Origin of the sequence: Pedobacter sp. Leaf176 (assembly GCF_001424305.1) — a bacterium.
Classification (GTDB): Bacteria; Bacteroidota; Bacteroidia; order Sphingobacteriales; family Sphingobacteriaceae; genus Pedobacter.
Genome location: NZ_LMPD01000001.1, coordinates 475,744 through 495,373 on the forward strand (window position 1 = coordinate 475,744; position 19,630 = coordinate 495,373).

Genomic DNA, 19,630 nt, shown 5'->3' on the forward strand with positions numbered 1-19,630 from the left:
GATTATAAAATTGGAAAAACCTTATAAAATTGCAATTATCGGCTTAGGGTATGTAGGATTACCTTTAGCATTAGAATTTGGAAAAAAGTTTAATGTTATTGGATTTGATATTAACGCCAACCGAATTAATGAATTAAAATCAGGAAATGATTCAACTAAAGAAGCAGACCTGACGATATTACACGATTTATTAAATAGTAGTTCTACATCTAATGGATTAGAATTTTCTTATGAAACTAGTTCGCTTGCTGATTGTAACATATACATTGTTACAGTTCCCACTCCTATAAATCAATTTAAGGCTCCCGATTTAGCTCCTTTGATAAATGCGTCAACGATGTTGGGGAAAGTTTTAAGTGAGGGTGATATCGTAATATACGAGTCAACTGTATATCCTGGTTGTACAGAGGAAGAGTGCGTTCCAATCCTTGAAAAATTTTCTGGGCTCAAGTACAATTCAGGCTTTTTTTGCGGGTATTCTCCAGAGCGCATAAACCCAGGTGATAAAGTTAATACTTTAACAAAAATTATGAAAGTTACCTCAGGCTCTACACCTGAAGTAGCTGATATTGTAGATGAGCTTTATTCTAGCATAATTGTTGCAGGCACCTATAAAGCTGCCAGTATAAAGGTTGCTGAAGCCAGTAAAGCAATTGAAAATGCACAACGTGATGTCAATATTTCATTCGTTAACGAACTTGCTCTAATTTTTGACAGAATTGGTATTGATACACAGGATGTTATTGAAGCTGCCGGAACAAAGTGGAACTTCTTAAAGTATAAGCCAGGTCTTGTTGGAGGTCATTGCATCGGAGTTGATCCTTATTATTTAGCCCATAAGGCTGAATCTTTAGGATATCACCCTCAAGTTATTTTATCGGGAAGAAGAGTCAATGATAATATGGGGATGTTTGTAGCAAACAAAGCCATTAAACTCATGATTAATAAAGGACATAGAATAAATGGTGCAAAGGCGCTTATACTAGGGATGACATTTAAAGAAGATTGTCCAGATATACGCAATTCCAGGGTTATTGATATTTTTAATGAATTAAATCAATTTGGATTAAATGTCTCAGTTTATGACCCTCATGCTGACAAGATTCAGGTCAAGGAAGAGTATAATATAAATTTGATTGATCGCATCAGTACTGACTATGATTTAATAGTATTAGCGGTAAGTCATAAAGAATTCAAGGATATTAATTATCCGGGGATTAAAGCGAGTGAAACGAGTATTATTTTTGATATTAAATCATTTCTCGATCGTTCATTAGTTGACGGTCGCTTGTAATTTTAGTATGAATAATAAATTTTTAATTATTGCTGAGATAGGGCAGGCACACGATGGTAGCTTAGGAATTCTACACTCTTATATAGATGCATTAGCCGATACTGGCGTTAATGCAATCAAATTTCAGACTCATATAGCAGATGCAGAAAGCAGCATGCACGAGCCATTTCGTGTTCCTTTCAGTTATGTCGATAAAACGAGATATGACTATTGGAAAAGAATGGAATTTACAGCCGACCAGTGGTTAGGAATAAAGCAGCACTGCGATGATAAAGGTGTAGAATTTATTTCATCACCGTTTTCTATTGAGGCTGTGAATTTACTTGAAAATCTCAACGTTAAGAGGTATAAAATTGCTTCTGGAGAAATATCTAATAAGCTGATGCTTAATAAAATAAGGTCAATTGGTAAGCCAGTTATCTTATCATCAGGATTAAGCGATTTTGAAAATCTGGCGGCGGCTATAAATTATTTATCAGAAGGTATAACCGACATATCTTTATTGCAATGCACAACAATGTACCCTACTCCCCCAGAACATGTTGGATTGAATGTGGTACCGGAATATGGAAGACAATTTAATTTGCCATATGGCATTTCGGATCATTCTGGAACTATTTACCCTTGTTTAGCAGCAGCAGCTTTGGGTGCCACAATTTTTGAATTCCATGCTGTTTTTGATAAAAAAATGTTTGGACCAGATAGTATTGCATCTCTTGATATTGGATCGATCAAACAGTTAGTAGAAGGATTAAAATTTTTAGAGATTGCAGTTTCGAATCCTGTAACTAAAGATAGCGCTAAACTTCAAACATTGAGGAACATGTTTGGTAAATCTATAGCTATAAATAAAGATTTGCATGCAGGTCATATATTGACTATCGACGACCTGGAGTCAAAAAAACCTGCCGGGTTTGGCGTCGACGCTATTGAATTTGAAAAAATTATAGGTAAAACACTATCAAGAGAGATGAATAGGAACGATTTTTTAAACTTTGATGATGTTAACTAAAAGAAAGATTTGTGTCGTAATCACAGCTAGGCCAAGCTATAGCCGAATAAAAACAGCGTTAATAGCACTACAGAAACATCCTAATATTGAATTGCAGATTGTATTGGCTGCATCTGCATTGCTTGAACGTTATGGATCAGCTCATCTGATTATAGAACAGGATGGTTTTGATATTAATGCCAAAGTTTTCAATATCATAGAAGGCGAAAACTTAACTTCGGCTGCAAGAACTACTGGTATTGGTATTGTTGAACTTGCGCCGGTTTTTGAGCGTTTAAAACCTGATGCAGTCGTTACAATTGCAGATCGATTTGAAACAATCGCTACAGCAATTGCTGCTTCATATATGAATATTCCACTGATCCATATTCAAGGAGGAGAAGTAACCGGAAATATTGATGAAAAAGTTAGACATGCGATTACAAAATTAGCTGATCTTCATCTCGTTGCATCACCAAAAGCGAAAGAAAGAGTGATTAAAATGGGAGAGCATGAGACATCTGTATATTTAACAGGATGCCCTTCGATAGATATTGCCAAAGAACTCGATTCGGAATTCACAAATGAATTGTTAGAAAAATACCAGGGCGTAGGAAATAAAATAGACATAAACAAACCATTTTTAGTTGTACTCCAACACCCGGTAACTACGGAGTATGAAAGCTCCAGAAACCAAATAGAAGTTACGTTAAATGCAGTTCACGAATCAGGAATTCCAACCATGTGGTTTTGGCCAAATGTTGATGCTGGTTCTGATGGTACATCAAAAGGAATTAGGATTTTTAGAGAAAAACATACCACATCAAATATTTTCTTTCTAAAGAATATGGAACCTCAAGATTTTTTGATGCTATTGAAAAAGTCGGCATGTTTAATTGGTAATTCTAGTGTGGGAATTAGAGAAAGTGCTTATTTGGGGGTTCCCGTAATTAACATAGGCTCAAGACAAAGTGGAAGAGAAAGAGGAGATAATGTGAAAGATGTGGCGCATGATGAGGCAGAATTAAAAGCAGCTATCCAATTACAAATTAACCATGGTAAATATGAAAGTTCATTTATTTATGGCGATGGGCAGGCAGGAGAGAAAATAGCTCAGGTGATTGCTGAAGCGCCTTTAAACTTTCATAAACAATTATCATACTAATGAAAACCGTACTTATTTTTGAGCCCCTGGATTTTTCAGCTAAAGTTATTGCAACCTTAACTGAACATGGTTTTGAGGTTTCACTAAATAAGGACAATATATCAATCAGGGAAGCTTTAGAAAAATACAGTCTTATTTACATGAGATTGGGCGTGAAGATTGACGCTAAATTGCTCGATGAATGTAATTCTATTAAATGTAGATTTATCTTAATTCCTGCAACAGGGATAGATCACGTTGATGAACAAGCATGTTATAAACATCAGATTCAAATTATTTCTTTTAAAAACAAGAAAGAACTGTTAAAAGACATTCGTGCAACCGCCGAACTCACTATGGCACTAACCTTAACTTTGTTAAGGAATATTATTCCGGCTATTGAAAGCACTAAAAGTGGAATATGGAATAGAGACCTATTTAGAGGGAGGGATATATTTGGAAAAAAAGTAGGTATAATTGGATATGGTAGGTTGGGAAGTATTGTTTCAAACTATTTCCATACTTTTGGCGCAATCGTGCAGGTATATGAAAAAAATGCTGTCGAATTACCTTCTCATTTTGAAAGAGCTTCGAGTATAAACGACATCTTTTTAAACAATGAGATCATAACGTTACATGTCGATTATCAGGAAAGCAATATTCAGCTGATCAATAGCAGTAATTTAATGTTGGCTACAAAACAACCTGTTTTCATTAATACTTCAAGGGGACAATTAGTGAATGAAGCAGATTTGCTCGTTGCACTTGAAAATAAAGTTATTGGCGGTGCTGCCATTGATGTGGTTAATGAGGAATTGGGATTTAATCCTAAAAATCCACTTGTAGCCTACGCAAATCACCATAGTAATTTAATCATTACCCCACATATTGGCGGTTGTACCATAGATTCTAGTCACAAAACTGAAGAGATTATTACCAATGAATTGTTGGATCTAATTAAAAATGAAGTGTAATGAAAAAGATTTTAACGATTATTCCCGCTCGTAAGAACTCTAAACGGTTGCCAGGTAAAAATGTTAAACTTTTTAATGGACTTCCACTAATAGAACATACAATTAAATTGGCTAACAATTTGCCTAATGAATATGATGTTGTGGTGAGTACAGATGATTCGACTATTCAGCAAATTGCAGAAAAATATGAAAGAGTAAGTTTTTTTTTACGTCCAGATGAACTTGCCGCGGATGAATCTCCTGCAATTGACTATGTAAATTATACTTTATCGCTGTTAAAGGATGAATATGAAGCCGTTTTAATCTTACAACCAACATCTCCATTTACTTTGATGGAAGATATTTCAGCGTGCGTCAAATTATTCAAAGAGAAAAAACCAGCAACAGTGGTGAGTGTTGTGAAAGTTAATCACATGTATCATCCTGACAAGTTCAAATTATTAGTCGATGACGGGATTTTGAAAGATTATTTTGGTGAAGAGAAGGCAACAGCATATCAATTTATGGCTGAGGTTCATGTAAGAAACTGTTCAATTTACCTTAGTCATATAGATACCATAAAAAAGCTCAATAAAATTATAGCAGAACCTTGTTTAGGGTATGAAATGCCAGCAGAAAGGTCTATAGATATCAATGATCAACTCGATTTTGATTTCGCTGAATTTCTTTTAACCAGGTATTAAAATGGTTAAAAAACTAGCAAAATATTTATTCAGTAATTACCTTTCGGTTGTGTTGAATGTATTTCGATCATTTGCATTGGCAAAGATTTTATTGCCTCAAAGCTTAGGTGCGTGGTCGCTGGTTTCTACATTTTTGGGCTATTTCCGGTATTATAATCTTGGTTTTAATTCTCTTGCATATTACCGGGCAGGTAAAACGGGAAGTGTAGAACTTTATAGTTCGCTTCTGATCCGTACAAACGTGATGTTAACCATTGTATTTGGGTTAATTTATACCGTAATTTTCGGCTTTACACAAATTGATCAGTTTTCTACATTGGGCTATTTTCCCATTATAGTAGCCTTTTTTGTAAGTTCTATTTTCATTACCCAATTTTCTGAAACTTATGTCGCAATTAATAAAATCGGAGCAAGTTTTAATACAATAGCCACTTATACTAATATTTTAGCAATTACGGGATTTGTTTTTGTAATTGTTGGTGCAATGTATGGAAACTTAAATGGGATGCTGATTGGTAATTTGGTTTCCTCATTTATCGGTTTAGTTTATCTTCGAAAGAAAACTTTCATTACCAAATTTAGACCTAAGCTTTATTACCAAAGACTAAAGGTTTTTTTCATCAGAAGCTCAAAAATGATTGTGCCGTCGTTACTTTCAATTGCCTATACGTCATCTGATATCTGGATGATCAATTATCGATTTTCATTAGAAGAAAATGGCTATTTTTCACTCATCCAAACCTTCATTACTGTTTTACTGATTTTACCATCTTCAGTTGCTGTATTTTACTATTCCAGCAATGCGAAAAACATGATTAAAAATGAAAAGCAGGTGTATAAACTTACAGGAATTAACTTTGTACTAACCGGCGTTCTTGTGGGTGCTTCTTATATCATCATGAGTCTTTTTGTACAATATTTTGCCCCTGAATATCATAAATCAATAGCTATTTTTGCCGTCCTTGCCTTTTCCATTCCATTTCTTTCTATCAGAAATGTAATGGTTGATGTGCTCATTGTAAAGAATAAACTTTTGCCGTTAAATGTCGCCGTTGTTTTACTTATACTATTGAAAATCACTATACTTGCGCTTGTAAATATTGATCGCTTTTACCTGGGCATCGCTGGTTTAAATGTGTGTTACGGATTGGTAGTGTTAACGGTTTTTACATTCATACATTACATCAAACCAATAAAAACAAAAATTAAATGAAATTAATAGCTTGCATTCCTTTAAAAAACGAAGCTTGGGTAATTAAATATACATTATCTGCGCTCTCTGAGTTTGTCGATGAAATTATCGCATTAGATGATGGGTCATCAGATGATAGCATTAAAATTTTAGAAAGTTACCCGAAGGTTACGCAGATAATTAAAAATAAACCAAGATCGGATAAGTTCCGTAATGAACCATTAAACTGGAATAGATTAACTAAAGCGGCGATCGAAAGAGGGGCAGACTGGATTTTTTATACAGATGCAGATGAAATGGTAGAACCCCGAATTAAAGATGAGATCAGGGTGATGATGGAAGCTAAAGACGTGGATGTTTACCAATTCAAAAAGATATCTCCTTGGAGAGGTTATGATTTTTATCGTTCAGAAAGCGATAAATGGGTTTCGCCGGCAAAAAATGTATTGAATCCAATTCTAATCAGGGCAACTGAGCGTTTAACCTGGCCAAATCCAAAAGGTGATTTTAAAAAGAGAATTGCTAAGTTGATTTTGAGAGGTGAGCCACTCAGACCAACAATTGGACGTAATTTCCCATTGGGATTGAAAGGGAAAGTAGTAGAAAGAAATGATCTCATGTCCGTTCATTTTAATAATATAAGTTATGACTCTTTAATTAAAAAACAGATTAATTATGCGATTAACGAAAAAATAGAAAAACCATATAAAACAAATCAACAGATCATTGATTGGGTATTTTTTAGATTAGATGAAGCAGGTATGGAACTTACACCGGTAAACCAAGACTGGTATTGGAAAGATTATTTAAAACAAATTGAGCTTTAAGCAAAATGAATCATCTCAAAGTAATAGATTGCCTTAGAGGAATTGCAGCACTTTCTGTTTGCATCTTTCACTTTGTTTTAGGTCATGGCGATTACCTGAATGCTTACCCAACGCTAAAATCTGTTAGCGGTTTTGGCTGGTTGGGCGTTGAGATGTTTTTTGTGATTTCAGGATTTGTGATCCCTTATTCAATGGCGAAATACGATTATAATTTCGGTAAATTCTGGTTCTTTTTGAAGAAAAGAATTTTCAGAATAGAGCCTCCCTATTTAATTTCAGTATTGGTGGCATTTTTGCTTTTATGGTTTTCAAGTATTTTTCTAAATAAGCAAGATTCTGATTTTAGCTTTACCCAACTTGTCTTACACGTAGGCTATTTAAATCCATTTTTCGGCTATCGTTGGATTGAGGAATTTTATTGGACACTCGGCGTTGAATTTCAGTTTTATTTATTTATGGGATTATTTTATACCCTGATGTTTAGGAATAAAAAAAGTTTTTTTTTGTTCTTATTGCTTATCTGCATTTTCCCACTTATTAAAGATAATTACAAAACGTTTTTGTCCTACTCAACTTTCTTTTGTTTCGGCTTTATCGCCAAAGCCTACTTTCTAAAGAATATAAACAAGGTTGAGGCAGGTTTATGTACTTTAGTAGTTTTCTCCGCCTGCTTATACTTTTTTAAGGTTGAACAAGCAATAGCAGGCTTAGGTACATTGGCCACAATACTCTTTCTTACAAATGTGGCAAGCAAACCACTATTATTTTTAGGTAATGTATCATTTTCTTTATATTTGACGCATGATATTTTTGGAGGAAGAGTAATCAATTACTTAAATAAATCCAGCCATCAAATCAATCCAATATTTATATTATGTGTTGGTATATTATTTTCTATTGGAGTAGCATATGTGTTTTATAGATTGGTAGAACTTCCATCTATTAAATTAGCTAAAAATGTAAAAGTCACATCATGATGAAGTTTGTAGAATCACCATCAAATCCTGCAAATGGTTTCTTTGACTTTTTATATAAAAGTGTGATTTCTATTTTAAGAGGGCTGAAATTTTATCTGTTGAATCATGTCATTCTTCACCTTCCATCAAATAGTTTAAGAAACTTATTTTATAGGAAGGTATATAAATTTAAAATTAATCCCCGTTCCGCAGTTCATATCAATGTGAAGTTTTTTGGAAAATCGATTGCAATAGGTAAAAATACAGTCGTGAATTCCGAATCTTTAATTGATGGAAGAGGAGGCTGCATAATCGGAGAAAATGTATCTGTTTCCAGAAAAACGACTATCCTAACCATGGGGCATGATTATAATGATAAATCTTTCAAATTAAAAGGCGGTATGGTTACCATTATGGACGACGTATGGATTGGTTACGATGCACTTATCTTACCAGGGGTGACCATTGGTAAAGGTGCTGTAGTTGCTGCTAAGGCTGTAGTAACGAAGGATGTGCCAGATTATACAGTTGTAGGTGGCAATCCAGCAAAAGTAATTACGACAAGAAAAGAACAAGCCTATGAATCGGTTTATTATAGGCCGTTTTTCGGAGGACAATCTTAATGAAAAAGAAAATTTTAATCACCATTGCAGATGGTTTCCACTACAGATATTTAATAGATACTGCTATCGTTAAAAGGATAGCAACGCAGTATGATGTTGCTATTGTAACTATTCCTACGTTGGTTGAAGATCTACAAAATTACGCGAAACAAAATCAGTTAACCTATACTGTTCTAGCATATGGAGTTCAGGTTAATAAACCTAAAATGCTATTTAGGAGTCTTTACAAAAAGGTTTTGGTTAGTACAGCTAAAAAATTAACGGAGACATTAAATATAAAAAACGAAATCAACGCCAGTAGAAAGAAATCGCCGGTTGATTTGGCCATTAAATTACTTGAGAAAAGTCAATCAGCACTTCAGCTCCTTTTAAAAAAACTAGAACTTAGCTTTGCAGATACTTTAGTTGATGATATCTTTAAAAAGGAAAAAATAGATTTTTTAATTACGTCAACACCAGGACAGAAAGAGTTCGATTTGCCGTTTCTTTTTTATGCAAAAAAAAACCGTATTAAATCTGTTTCGCCTGTTTATAGTTGGGATAACCTAACTGCAAAAGGTCCGTTTTATTTTAATCCAGATTACCTCATCGTATGGAACGAGATAATGAAACAGGAAGGAATTTATTTCCACGATTATAATGAGGATACGATCTTTGCTTGCGGTGTTCCGGTTTTTGATCCATATCCCGCAATCATCGCTGCCGCTGATGAAAGAATTGCTTTCAAAAAGTCTTTAGGTTTTGACAGTGACCTTCCAGTAATTACCCTTACAACAATTCCGCAGGTTTATTATGGGGCATCACATTTGACATTAGCTACGTTATTGTTGAAAGAAAGAAATGTTTCACTTCCAGGTTTTCTGTTGCTTATTCGTCCACATCCTATGGACGAAACAGATTATTCCAGCTTGAAAACTGAAATAGGCGTAGTTGTTGATGAATATGGAAGTAAGCCAGATAAATCGTTAAAGAATTGGAAGCCCACTAATGACAATGTCACCCACTTGGGTAAGACTATGAAATATAGTGACGTGGTGTTAAATATCGCATCTACAATTACAATTGATGCCGCATGTTTCGATACGCCGATAATCAATATTGGTTTTGACATAAAGTCGAATGAAAATGAATATGAAGGAAGTATTGCCAGATACTATAAATACACACATTATAAGCATATTGTTGATGGTAAAGCCTGTTTTATAGCTGAAAGTTTTCCATTGCTAGTTGAGCAGATCAATTTATACTTGTCTAATCCAACGATTCATCAAGCTGAAAGAAAGGCCTTGGTGAAAAAGCAGGTGATGGAATTGGATGGGAATGCGGGAGAAAGAATTTTTGACCAGATTGTAGCGTTAATAGGATAAATATGATGAAGGTAGGAATCAACCTTTTTCCACTTGAAAGAGACAAATGGTCGGGTATAGAAATTTATACATACGAATTGATTAAATTTTTAAATCGTGTAAATCTAGATTTAGAAACCTATTCTTTGAGTAAAATTCCAGCGAATCCTGAAATTGAGAAAACGAATTATAAAAGTCTAAACAAGGCTGAAGCAGGATCCTTAACCAAGCTGTTTTATAACCTATATGGCATCACAAAACAAGCCGTAAATCCTGATGTTTTCCATTCTACGAGTTTTAGCCTCCCTTATTTTCTAAAAGCAAAAAAGAAAGTCATTACGATACATGATTTTGCTTTTTATAAACATCCCGAACTTTTTGATTACAAAACGAAGTTATATTACAAACTGATTCTCGAACATTCTATCAAAGCTGCAGATCGGATTATCTGCATTTCTAAAAGCTGTTTGGCGGATTTTGAAGAATATTTTCCTCAGCCGAGTTTGAGAGAAAAAACGAGGTTGGTTTATAATGGCTTCAGTAATTTCTCAAAAACTGAAGTTCCTTTAAATTCAAATCCCTACCAAGATTACCTCTTCTGTGTTGGCGCTTCTCATTCAAGGAAAAACTTAGAAAGAACATTGAAAGCCTATTCAATTTTAGCTCAAAAATATAATCAGCTTAAAATTGTAATTACAGGTTCAATCGATCCAACTCTTATCATTGAGTTTTTAAATAAAAATCAAACACTTGAGAATAAAGTGATCCATTTAAATTACGTTTCACAGGATGATCTGATCAATTTGTACAGGCATGCAAAAGTATTGATGTTTCCTTCTCTTTATGAGGGTTTTGGATTTCCAATTTTAGAAGCGATGAGTTGTGGTGTACCAGTACTTACCTCTTATTCTTCTTCTTGTGGAGAAATAGCGGGATATGATTCGAAGTTTTTAGTTGATCCCTATAATATAGAAGATATTGTAGCTAAAACTGAATTAATTTTACAATCAGAAAACTATAGGATGCTTGTAGAAAGTGGGAAACAAAGAGTCACTCATTTTTCTTGGGAAAAAATGGGTAGCGAAACGTTAAATGTTTATAGAGATTGATATGGTAATTAGCAAAATAAAAATAAATAAGTTTTTCCTTTATCTTTTTCTATTTACAAGTCCATTTATAAATTTTTCTTTTATTCCGCATTCCAATTTGCCTATGAGCTATTTGGTTATGTTTACCTACTGTTTAGCTTGTATCTTAATCCCTTTTAATTGGAACAGATACCAGCTCAGGAGTTATGATTACCTATTTATCTGTTTTCTGATTTTAATGATCTTCTCTGTGATGATTAATACCATCAATGGATTTCATTTAGTGAGCGTTACACAGATGATCAATTTTATATTTATTTATCTAATCTTTAAAACGACTCAGAATTCGTATGCTTTAAGTAACGAAGACCTGGATAAAACGCTCACAAATTGGTTTAAATTCAATTCCTATTTGTGTGTATCATCATTGATTTTCTTTTGTATCGGTTTGGTTTACGAGCCATTCGTAAGAGCTATATTTGACTTTTTTAATAATTCAGGTAACTTTTCCAAAGGAGGTTTAACGGCATCATTTAGTGAGACCAACGGTGCTCGGTTAAATTCCTTATCGCCAGAACCCTCATTTTGGGGTTTTTTTACTGCATTTAACTTTGCTTTAGGCCTTTCGTTAAAGCGTAAAAACTATTTGTTGCTAGGAGTTACGTTTCTGAATTTAATTCTTAGCTTATCTAGAACCGGTTATCTAATGTTTGTTGTGTTAATCTTTGTATTGATTTGGAAGAAATTGAATATGTTCTTTAAAATTCTTGCAATTATAGCCGTAGTTTTGATTTTTACTACTTATTTATCAGGCCTTAATGTCCATGATCTTTTAGAAGTAGATGATTCATTTAAACAGAGATTTGGCTCTTTATTTACCGCATATAAACTTACCATGGAAAATCCGATTATAGGCATTGGAATTGGCAATTTTCAATTTTACGCAAAAGCAATGGGCCTAGATTATGGAGATGTATTTAGCTTATTTTTTTATATCCTAGTTTCAGGTGGAGTTACATCCTTAATTTTCTTTATTTGGTTTTGCACTTCAATTCATAAAAATCTTAAACCCGCTCACAAGGTAATATGGATTGTTGCTTTGGTAGGATGGGGAACTGTTGCGGCATATAATCTTCCCTATATTTGGGTATTTTTAGGGATTGTTGTAGCTGCTTTTAAGCGAAAACAAAATAATATAGGCAGTTCGGTTACAAACTTATAATATTTTAAATTCCCAATAACAGACACTTAAATGTATCAATATACCTTTAATAAGTAAATAAATGGGATTATAAAAATATTTCCAAACTTTAGCTGAGCTAAAATTATTTAGTTAATTTCGCGGTACACTATTTAATACGGTTTGTTATCCATATAGTTTAAAGAAATAGAATGAATACATGTTTTTCTACCGGATGTTTCCAAAAAATAATAAGAAATAATGAATAGTGTAAAGGAAAAGAGGGTAATTATATCAGGTGTTAACCTAACAGAAGGAGGGATTCTCAGTATTCTGCAAGATTGTTTATTCTCTCTTAGTAAACTAAATCAATCTTATAAACTTAAGATCATCTTACTTGTACATAAAAAGGAGCTTGTGCAAGAATATCTTGATTCATTTACTGTATATGAGTATCCAAAAGTAAAATCATCATGGTTTCGGAGATTATATTTTGAATTTATCTATTCAAAGAAAATCTCTAATCAGCTTAAACCAGATTTATGGATTTCCCTTCATGATATTACACCAAATGTAAATTGTAAATTTCAGGTTGTTTATTGCCATAATTCTTCTTCGTTTTATAAACTTCCTTTAAAAGAAGGTTGGCTAAATTTTAAGGAGATTTTGTTTAATTTTTTTTATAAACATCTCTTCCGTATCAATATTAAGAAGAATAAATTTGTGATTGTTCAGCAAAATTGGTTGAGAGAAGAGTTTGAAAAAAGGTATGGTGTCAAAACCATAGTTGCCTATCCGGAACTTAACGTTAACGATCAAGTAAATAATACCGTCATAAACGATAATGTTGCTAAAAAGAAATATACTTTCTTTTACCCGTCATTTCCACGTGTGTTTAAAAATTTTGAAGTGCTATTTAATGCCATCAATCAGATTTCGGCAAAAAGAGATGATTTTGAATTGCTCGTAACAATAAGTGGTAACGAAAACCGATATAGCAGATATATTTTTAATAAGTTTAAAGGCATTGAAAATGTTAAGTTTTTAGGGAAGATTAATAGAGAGGAGGTGCAAGATTACTATGTGAAGTGTGATAGTTTGTTGTTTCCGTCTAAATTAGAATCTTGGGGATTGCCTTTAAGTGAGTTTAAGCCGTTGGGGAAACCTATTATTGTTGCAGATTTGCCCTATGCACATGAAACAGTAGGTGATTACCCTTTTGTAAAATACTTTGACGCAAATAGTGTTGATGATTTGACACGGTGTATAGACGCAGCAATAACAGGTAACTTGAAATTTACCAAAAGTAAAATAATCCAACCTAAGCAACCTTTTTTTAATAATTGGGATGATTTGCTTCAATTCTTAATAGTAGAATCAAACGTAAATATTCTTAAATTAGATAATTATCAAATATAATTATGGAAACAATAAGCAGAGTAACGTTAGCTGATTTAATATTTCAAAGGCTTTTAGATGTAGAGCAAACGCTTAAACATCAGTATGAATCATCTAAAGAAGAGATCGGGTATTTCTACATTGATGATCTTCTACCTCAGGAAATCGCAACAGAAATTTATAACGCTTTTCCAAAACCAGAGGATGTTAAGTTGAAGCGTAGCTTAAGAGAGTATAAGTATATCGCGGCTCAAATGGATAAATATAATCCTCTTTTAGAGGAGATAATTTATGCGTTTCAGGATGAGAGAATTGTAGGCTTAATTAGTAGGATATGTAATTTGCCTGAAATATACCCGGATGAAAATTTATATGCCGGAGGTATTTCTATGATGGGCTATCAGAATTATTTAAATCCGCATTTGGATAATTCACATGATAAAGATAGAAACCATTGGCGGGTGTTAAATTTGTTGTATTATGTTACACCACAATGGGAACAAGATTTTGGCGGCAATCTAGAAATCTGGCCAGATGGAATAAAGAAGGAACAAATTGTAATACACAGTAAATTCAATAGATTAGCTGTGATGGCAACGCACCAAAGATCTTGGCATTCAGTTAGTCCGGTTACCCACGAAGGCGTTAGGTGTTGCGTTTCAAACTATTATTTTTCTCCAACACCTTTATTAGAAAGTGATACTTTTCATATTACATCGTTTAGAGGGAGACCAGAGCAGAAATTGAGAGATATTGTACTTGAAGGGGATAATATTTTAAGATCTGGGTTAAGAAAAATCTTCAAAAAAGGCGTTCGGGAAAACCCTCATGTTTATAAGAAAAACAACGATCAACAGTAATAAATAACAACAATTGGGAATAGAGAAAGAATTTGATCTTACCGCATCGATCGTACTTTACCATAGTAATCCTAAAGAAATTGAACAGGTAATCGCCTGCTTTTTTTTAACTACGTTGTCTGTAAAATTGTATCTTATCGACAATTCTTTAACCAACGAACTTAAAAAGCTGGCGATTGATGATCGGATTGAGTATGTATATCTGGGAAAAAATGTTGGTTATGGTGCGGCGCACAATGTCGCACTACAATATTCAAAGCTTGTTTCACCTTACCATATCATACTAAATCCTGATATTAGTTTTGACGCTCGGGTATTGCCAACAGCATTGAAATACATGGAATTGCATGAAGATGTTGGCTTGCTTAGCCCATCTATTTTCTATCCGGACGGCAGTGCTCAGTTAATGTGCAGAATGCTTCCAACTCCGTTTGATCTTATAATTAGAAGGTTTTTACCTGGTGTATTTAAACCTGTTTTTCAAAAAAGCATGGATCAATATCTAATGAAAGATTTGGATTACACCCGCACTCACAATATCCCTAATTTGCCAGGCAGTTTTATGTTCCTGAGAAACCGGGCTATTGAAGAGGTTGGTGGTTTCGACGAAAATTTCTTCATGTATCTAGAGGATGTAGATTTGACGCGAAGAATCCATCAAAAATATAAGACTCTCTATTTTCCTGAAATTCAAATCGTTCACGCTTTAGAACAGGGCTCTTATAAATCAAAAAAATTGCTACAGTATCACATCCAAAGTGCATTTTACTATTTTAGAAAATGGGGTTGGTTTTTTGATCAGGAAAGGAGCCTGATTAACCGTATATTAAAAAAGTCAGTACAGCAGTAAATACTATTGGTTTTTTTAATTGAAAAAATATCATCTGCTTAAAACAATAATTAGTTCGGTATATCCGCTACTAAATACACTAATTGCAGTTATATCGATGTAATCGTAATCTTCGGCATCTAATTTGTTAACGTAATTTATTATTATGCAAAAACAATGATATTTTTGCATGATTTTTTGGATCACCTATGCAAACACGTTACTTATATCTTTTAAAATATATTTTGCCTATTACCGACCTGCTAATGGTCAATATTGTGTATTTTCTTTCTTATGAGCTTACTAAGTTGTTAGGGAAAGAAGTTGCTTCCGAATTACAGTGGCATTATGTTGTTGTTTGTAATTTAATCTGGATAATTAGCACTACTACTTTTGGCCTATATACTGAACACGGCGCACGACGGCTAGAAAGAATATACAGAGGGACATGGCGAAGTGTTGCACTACACGTAATTCTATTCTCTATTTATCTGTTCTTTTCCAGACAGAATGATTTCTCAAGAGTTTTTTTAGTTGTATTTTATGCGATGTTGGGTGTTGTATTTCTACTCAACAGGTTTATTGGCACCTCGTTTCAATTTCTTTTGTTTAATCATTTGAGAGGTGTAAAATCTGTTGCTATAATGGGTAATAATGCAACTGGCATACAATTAGCTTCCTATTTCGAAAAAGAACGACACATTGAGTTTCATGGTTTCCTAGAGGACGGAAACAAAGATTATTTAGATAGAAATGGTCACTTATCTGATGCAGTTGGTATGCAATTTCAGCAAGCTGTAGAAAAAGGCATAAAAGATATTTATGTTACAATAGCGCCGGAGCGGATGGCAGACATGCCTTTACTTACGGCCGAAGCAGAGCGTCAGTGCGTACGCTTAAAATTTATCCCTGATATCAGTGGCGCTTTATTATCACCATATACTGTTAGTTATCTTGGAAATGAGTTTCCTGTAATATCGCTGCGTTCTGAACCTTTAGAAGCGATACATAATAGGTTTAAGAAGCGATTAATTGATGTGGTTTTTAGTGGATTTGTGATACTCTTCGTATTGAGTTGGTTATATCCAATATTAGCGATTCTGATTAAGCTTCAGAGCAAAGGACCTGTATTATTCAAACAGTTAAGAAGTGGTCGTGATGATGAACCTTTCTGGTGCTTTAAATTCAGAAGCATGAGCATAAATAACGACAGTGATTTAAAGCAGGCCTCAAAAGATGATAGTAGAATCACACCAATAGGCCGGTTTCTCCGCAAATCGAGTTTAGATGAACTTCCTCAATTTTTTAATGTATTCATGGGACATATGAGTGTTGTTGGACCAAGACCGCATATGCTAAGCCATACTGAACGATATAAAGGAATTGTTGATCAATTTATGGTTCGTCATTTTCTGAAGCCAGGTATAACTGGCTGGGCCCAGGTAAACGGCTATAGAGGTGAAACGAAAGAGGATTATAAAATGGTAAAAAGGGTGGAACACGATATCTGGTATCTGGAACACTGGTCGGCAATGCTTGATGTCAAAATCATTTTTATGACGGTGATAAATATGGTAAAAGGCGAAGATAATGCTTTTTAAGATATAATTGCTAAGAATTAAAAGGGGGTAGATGTTGGATTAAACATTTACCCCTTTTTATGGAGAATAATTATTAATGTCGGATAAGTAACACCCCGCCCTGCAGACACCCCTCTGAAAGAGGGGAATGAAAGTTGCGGAGTTTGAGCTTATTTAATGAGTTAGATATAACAACTCTTAGCAGGCTACCATTGACGTTGTTCTGTAAATCATTATCAATCAGTATTTTAATTGCTTTCGCATTTCCATCCAGCTTGGCCAGAACACGGTATCCCCGTTCTACTTAAATCCGGCCTAACAAATTTTTCGGGCTGCACTGTTCTGGACTCACAACTGGCTTCAAAAGAAAAATTTTCAGCCGGCAGTTTTTGTTTCTTTTTGATGCCAAAAAGAAAGAGCCCTTCGGCGGCGGCGAGCCGAGGCCAGACAGTGCCTTATGACAAGAGAAGACAATTCTACGTCACTAATATTGACTTTTATACAATAAATTATCCCTCAAGCTGACAGCCTGCATTTCCAGAAGCGGAGATATTTTGTTACCCCACCATCGTATTTGTTGTACGTTTCACGCCAACTTTTCTAACGGCTTCAATTATCGATGCTTTATCGTAACCACATTCGGCCCAAAGTTCTGGCTGTTCTCCATGATCTATGAACTGATCCGGAATACCTAAACGAATTACATTGGCATTGTAACCGTTATCGGCCATAAATTCCAAAATTGCAGAACCTACGCCGCCTTGAAGTGTTCCATCTTCAACCGTAATGATGTGTTTATATTTTGAAAAAACCTCGTGAAGCATTTCTTCATCTAAAGGTTTAACAAAGCGTAAATCGTAATGTGCTGGATAAAGGCCTTCACTGTTTAATTCACCCCTTGCTTCAACAGCGAAATTTCCAACATGACCAATGGTAAGCAATGCGACTTCTTCGCCATCACAAATTTTACGACCTTTTCCAATTTCCAGGACTTTAAACGATCTTTTCCAATCCGGCATCACACCATTTCCGCGGGGATAACGAATTACAAAAGGACCTGCATTTTCTTGCTGTGCAGTAAACATTAAGTTTCTCAATTCCTCCTCATTCATTGGTGATGATACCACTAAATTTGGAATACAACGCATGAAAGCGATATCGTAAGCACCGTGGTGCGTTGCGCCGTCGGCACCTGCTAAACCAGCCCTGTCTAAACAGAACACAACATTTAACTTCTGTATGGCAACATCGTGGATAACCTGGTCGTATGCTCTTTGCATAAAGCTTGAGTAAATGTTACAAAAAGGAACTAATCCTTGTGCGGCTAATCCGGCTGAAAAGGTAACGGCATGTTGTTCTGCAATACCTACGTCGAAAGCACGTGTCGGCATGGCCTTCATCATAATGTTTAATGATGATCCGGAAGGCATGGCAGGCGTAATTCCCACAATCTTATCATTCGCTTCCGCAAGTTCGACCATGGTGTGGCCAAAAACATCCTGGTATTTTGGTGGCTGTGGTTTATCAGGAACACTTTTCTTGATTTCACCCGTAATTTTATCAAATAAACCTGGCGCATGCCATTTGGTCTGGTCTTTTTCTGCTAATGCAAATCCTTTACCTTTTACCGTAACGCAATGTAGCAGCTTAGGACCAGGAATATCCTTTAGATCCTTTATAATAGCGGCTAAACGTTTAACATCATGGCCGTCAACCGGTCCAAAATACCTGAAGTTCAGCGATTCAAATAAATTACTTTGCTTAAGTAAAGTTCCTTTTATACTTTTCTCAATCTTTTTAACGTATTTATGTGCATTAGGCCCCAATTTAGAAAGGCCTGTTAATACATTAGATATGTCATCGCGAAAGCGATTGTAAGATTTTGAAGTGGTAATGCTGGTTAGGTATTCTTTTAATGCACCAACATTCGGATCGATGGACATGCAGTTATCATTCAGGATAACTAACACATTACTATTCTCAATACCCGCGTGGTTTAAACCTTCAAAAGCCAATCCTGCTGTCATTGCGCCATCACCAATTACGGCAACGTGTTGTCTGTCTGTTTCGCCCTTAATCTGTGAGGCTACCGCCATTCCTAAGGCCGCAGAAATAGAAGTGGAAGAGTGCCCAACACCAAAAGTATCGTATTCGCTTTCGCTGATTTTTGGAAAACCACTAATGCCTTTATAAATCCGGTTGGTATGGAAAAGTTCGCGACGGCCGGTTAGTATTTTATGGCCGTAAGCCTGGTGACCTACATCCCAAACCAGCTTATCATAAGGCGTATTAAGTGCATAATGCAATGCGACAGTTAATTCAACCACCCCTAAGCTTGCACCAAAGTGGCCTCCGTTTACGCTCACCACATCAATAATGTATTGACGTAATTCCTGGCTTATCTGCTCTAAGTCAGCCTCGCTGTATTGCTTTAAATCAGCGGGATAGTTAATTTTAGATAATAGGGGGCCAGCTTTTACTTGCATTCGGTTTTGGATGATAAACAAGATACAAAGAAACGTATTTTTGTTCTAATATTTAATAAAAAAATACCGAATAACACGATCGGCTATAGTTGGTGAAAATCATCATTTTAATTAAATGTGTTGAACGCCATGTATTTTAGCGTATTCGCAAAATCGCATTTAATAATTTATTATGTTTG

At 34.8% G+C, this 19,630-nt stretch carries 16 protein-coding genes and 1 pseudogene; 16 read left to right on the forward strand and 1 reads right to left on the reverse strand.

The window, feature by feature from the left end:
* Nucleotide 1 precedes the first annotated feature (1 nt).
* From ASF92_RS02130 to ASF92_RS02205, 16 genes and pseudogenes are all read left to right on the forward strand, one after another.
* On the forward strand, nucleotides 2-1,294 hold the full coding sequence (locus tag ASF92_RS02130; protein WP_369817082.1) for a nucleotide sugar dehydrogenase: 1,293 nt from the start codon (nucleotides 2-4) through the stop codon (nucleotides 1,292-1,294).
* 7 nt (nucleotides 1,295-1,301) lie between these two features.
* A complete protein-coding gene (locus ASF92_RS02135) occupies nucleotides 1,302-2,306 on the forward strand; it encodes an N-acetylneuraminate synthase family protein (protein ID WP_056087140.1) in 1,005 nt (334 codons plus the stop codon).
* Complete coding sequence (neuC, locus tag ASF92_RS02140; RefSeq protein ID WP_197413210.1) at nucleotides 2,293-3,450, forward strand: UDP-N-acetylglucosamine 2-epimerase; 1,158 nt, start codon at nucleotides 2,293-2,295, stop codon at nucleotides 3,448-3,450. Before ASF92_RS02135 ends, neuC begins: the two co-directional genes overlap by 14 nt.
* The gene (locus ASF92_RS02145; RefSeq protein ID WP_056087145.1) at nucleotides 3,450-4,403 is read left to right on the forward strand and encodes a D-isomer specific 2-hydroxyacid dehydrogenase family protein; all 954 of its coding nucleotides are present in this window, start codon (nucleotides 3,450-3,452) and stop codon (nucleotides 4,401-4,403) included. The genes neuC and ASF92_RS02145 overlap by 1 nt, the downstream gene beginning before the upstream one ends.
* A complete protein-coding gene (locus ASF92_RS02150; RefSeq protein WP_056087148.1) occupies nucleotides 4,403-5,086 on the forward strand; it encodes a cytidylyltransferase domain-containing protein in 684 nt (227 codons plus the stop codon). The genes ASF92_RS02145 and ASF92_RS02150 overlap by 1 nt, the downstream gene beginning before the upstream one ends.
* A 1-nt stretch (nucleotide 5,087) precedes the next feature.
* Nucleotides 5,088-6,299 carry a hypothetical protein gene (locus ASF92_RS02155; protein WP_056087149.1) on the forward strand — a complete coding sequence of 404 codons (1,212 nt, stop codon included), beginning with the start codon at nucleotides 5,088-5,090 and terminating at the stop codon, nucleotides 6,297-6,299.
* A complete protein-coding gene (locus ASF92_RS02160) occupies nucleotides 6,296-7,105 on the forward strand; it encodes a glycosyltransferase family 2 protein (protein WP_056087152.1) in 810 nt (269 codons plus the stop codon). The genes ASF92_RS02155 and ASF92_RS02160 overlap by 4 nt, the downstream gene beginning before the upstream one ends.
* 5 nt (nucleotides 7,106-7,110) lie before the next feature.
* Nucleotides 7,111-8,082 carry an acyltransferase gene (locus ASF92_RS02165; RefSeq protein WP_056087155.1) on the forward strand — a complete coding sequence of 324 codons (972 nt, stop codon included), beginning with the start codon at nucleotides 7,111-7,113 and terminating at the stop codon, nucleotides 8,080-8,082.
* Nucleotides 8,083-8,471: 389 nt separating this feature from the next.
* Nucleotides 8,472-8,684: pseudogene (locus ASF92_RS21325) on the forward strand (hypothetical protein); the annotation flags it as partial.
* A complete protein-coding gene (locus ASF92_RS02175) occupies nucleotides 8,684-10,051 on the forward strand; it encodes a CDP-glycerol glycerophosphotransferase family protein (RefSeq protein ID WP_056087160.1) in 1,368 nt (455 codons plus the stop codon). The pseudogene ASF92_RS21325 and the gene ASF92_RS02175, both read left to right, overlap by 1 nt.
* A gap of 5 nt (nucleotides 10,052-10,056) precedes the next feature.
* On the forward strand, nucleotides 10,057-11,139 hold the full coding sequence (locus ASF92_RS02180; protein WP_255353107.1) for a glycosyltransferase family 1 protein: 1,083 nt from the start codon (nucleotides 10,057-10,059) through the stop codon (nucleotides 11,137-11,139).
* Between the two features lie 232 nt (nucleotides 11,140-11,371).
* A complete protein-coding gene (locus ASF92_RS02185) occupies nucleotides 11,372-12,340 on the forward strand; it encodes an O-antigen ligase (protein WP_157263682.1) in 969 nt (322 codons plus the stop codon).
* Nucleotides 12,341-12,559: 219 nt separating this feature from the next.
* On the forward strand, nucleotides 12,560-13,717 hold the full coding sequence (locus ASF92_RS02190; protein ID WP_056087168.1) for a glycosyltransferase: 1,158 nt from the start codon (nucleotides 12,560-12,562) through the stop codon (nucleotides 13,715-13,717).
* 2 nt (nucleotides 13,718-13,719) lie between these two features.
* A complete protein-coding gene (locus ASF92_RS02195; RefSeq protein WP_197413212.1) occupies nucleotides 13,720-14,556 on the forward strand; it encodes a 2OG-Fe(II) oxygenase in 837 nt (278 codons plus the stop codon).
* A gap of 13 nt (nucleotides 14,557-14,569) precedes the next feature.
* A complete protein-coding gene (locus ASF92_RS02200) occupies nucleotides 14,570-15,406 on the forward strand; it encodes a glycosyltransferase (RefSeq protein WP_056087171.1) in 837 nt (278 codons plus the stop codon).
* A gap of 188 nt (nucleotides 15,407-15,594) precedes the next feature.
* Entirely contained in the window at nucleotides 15,595-16,986 is a 1,392-nt protein-coding gene (locus ASF92_RS02205) for an undecaprenyl-phosphate glucose phosphotransferase (protein WP_056087178.1), read from the forward strand.
* 536 nt (nucleotides 16,987-17,522) lie between these two features.
* On the opposite strand, the gene dxs is transcribed toward ASF92_RS02205, so the two are convergent.
* A complete protein-coding gene (dxs, locus tag ASF92_RS02210; protein WP_056087180.1) occupies nucleotides 17,523-19,451 on the reverse strand; it encodes a 1-deoxy-D-xylulose-5-phosphate synthase in 1,929 nt (642 codons plus the stop codon).
* Nucleotides 19,452-19,630 lie beyond the last annotated feature (179 nt).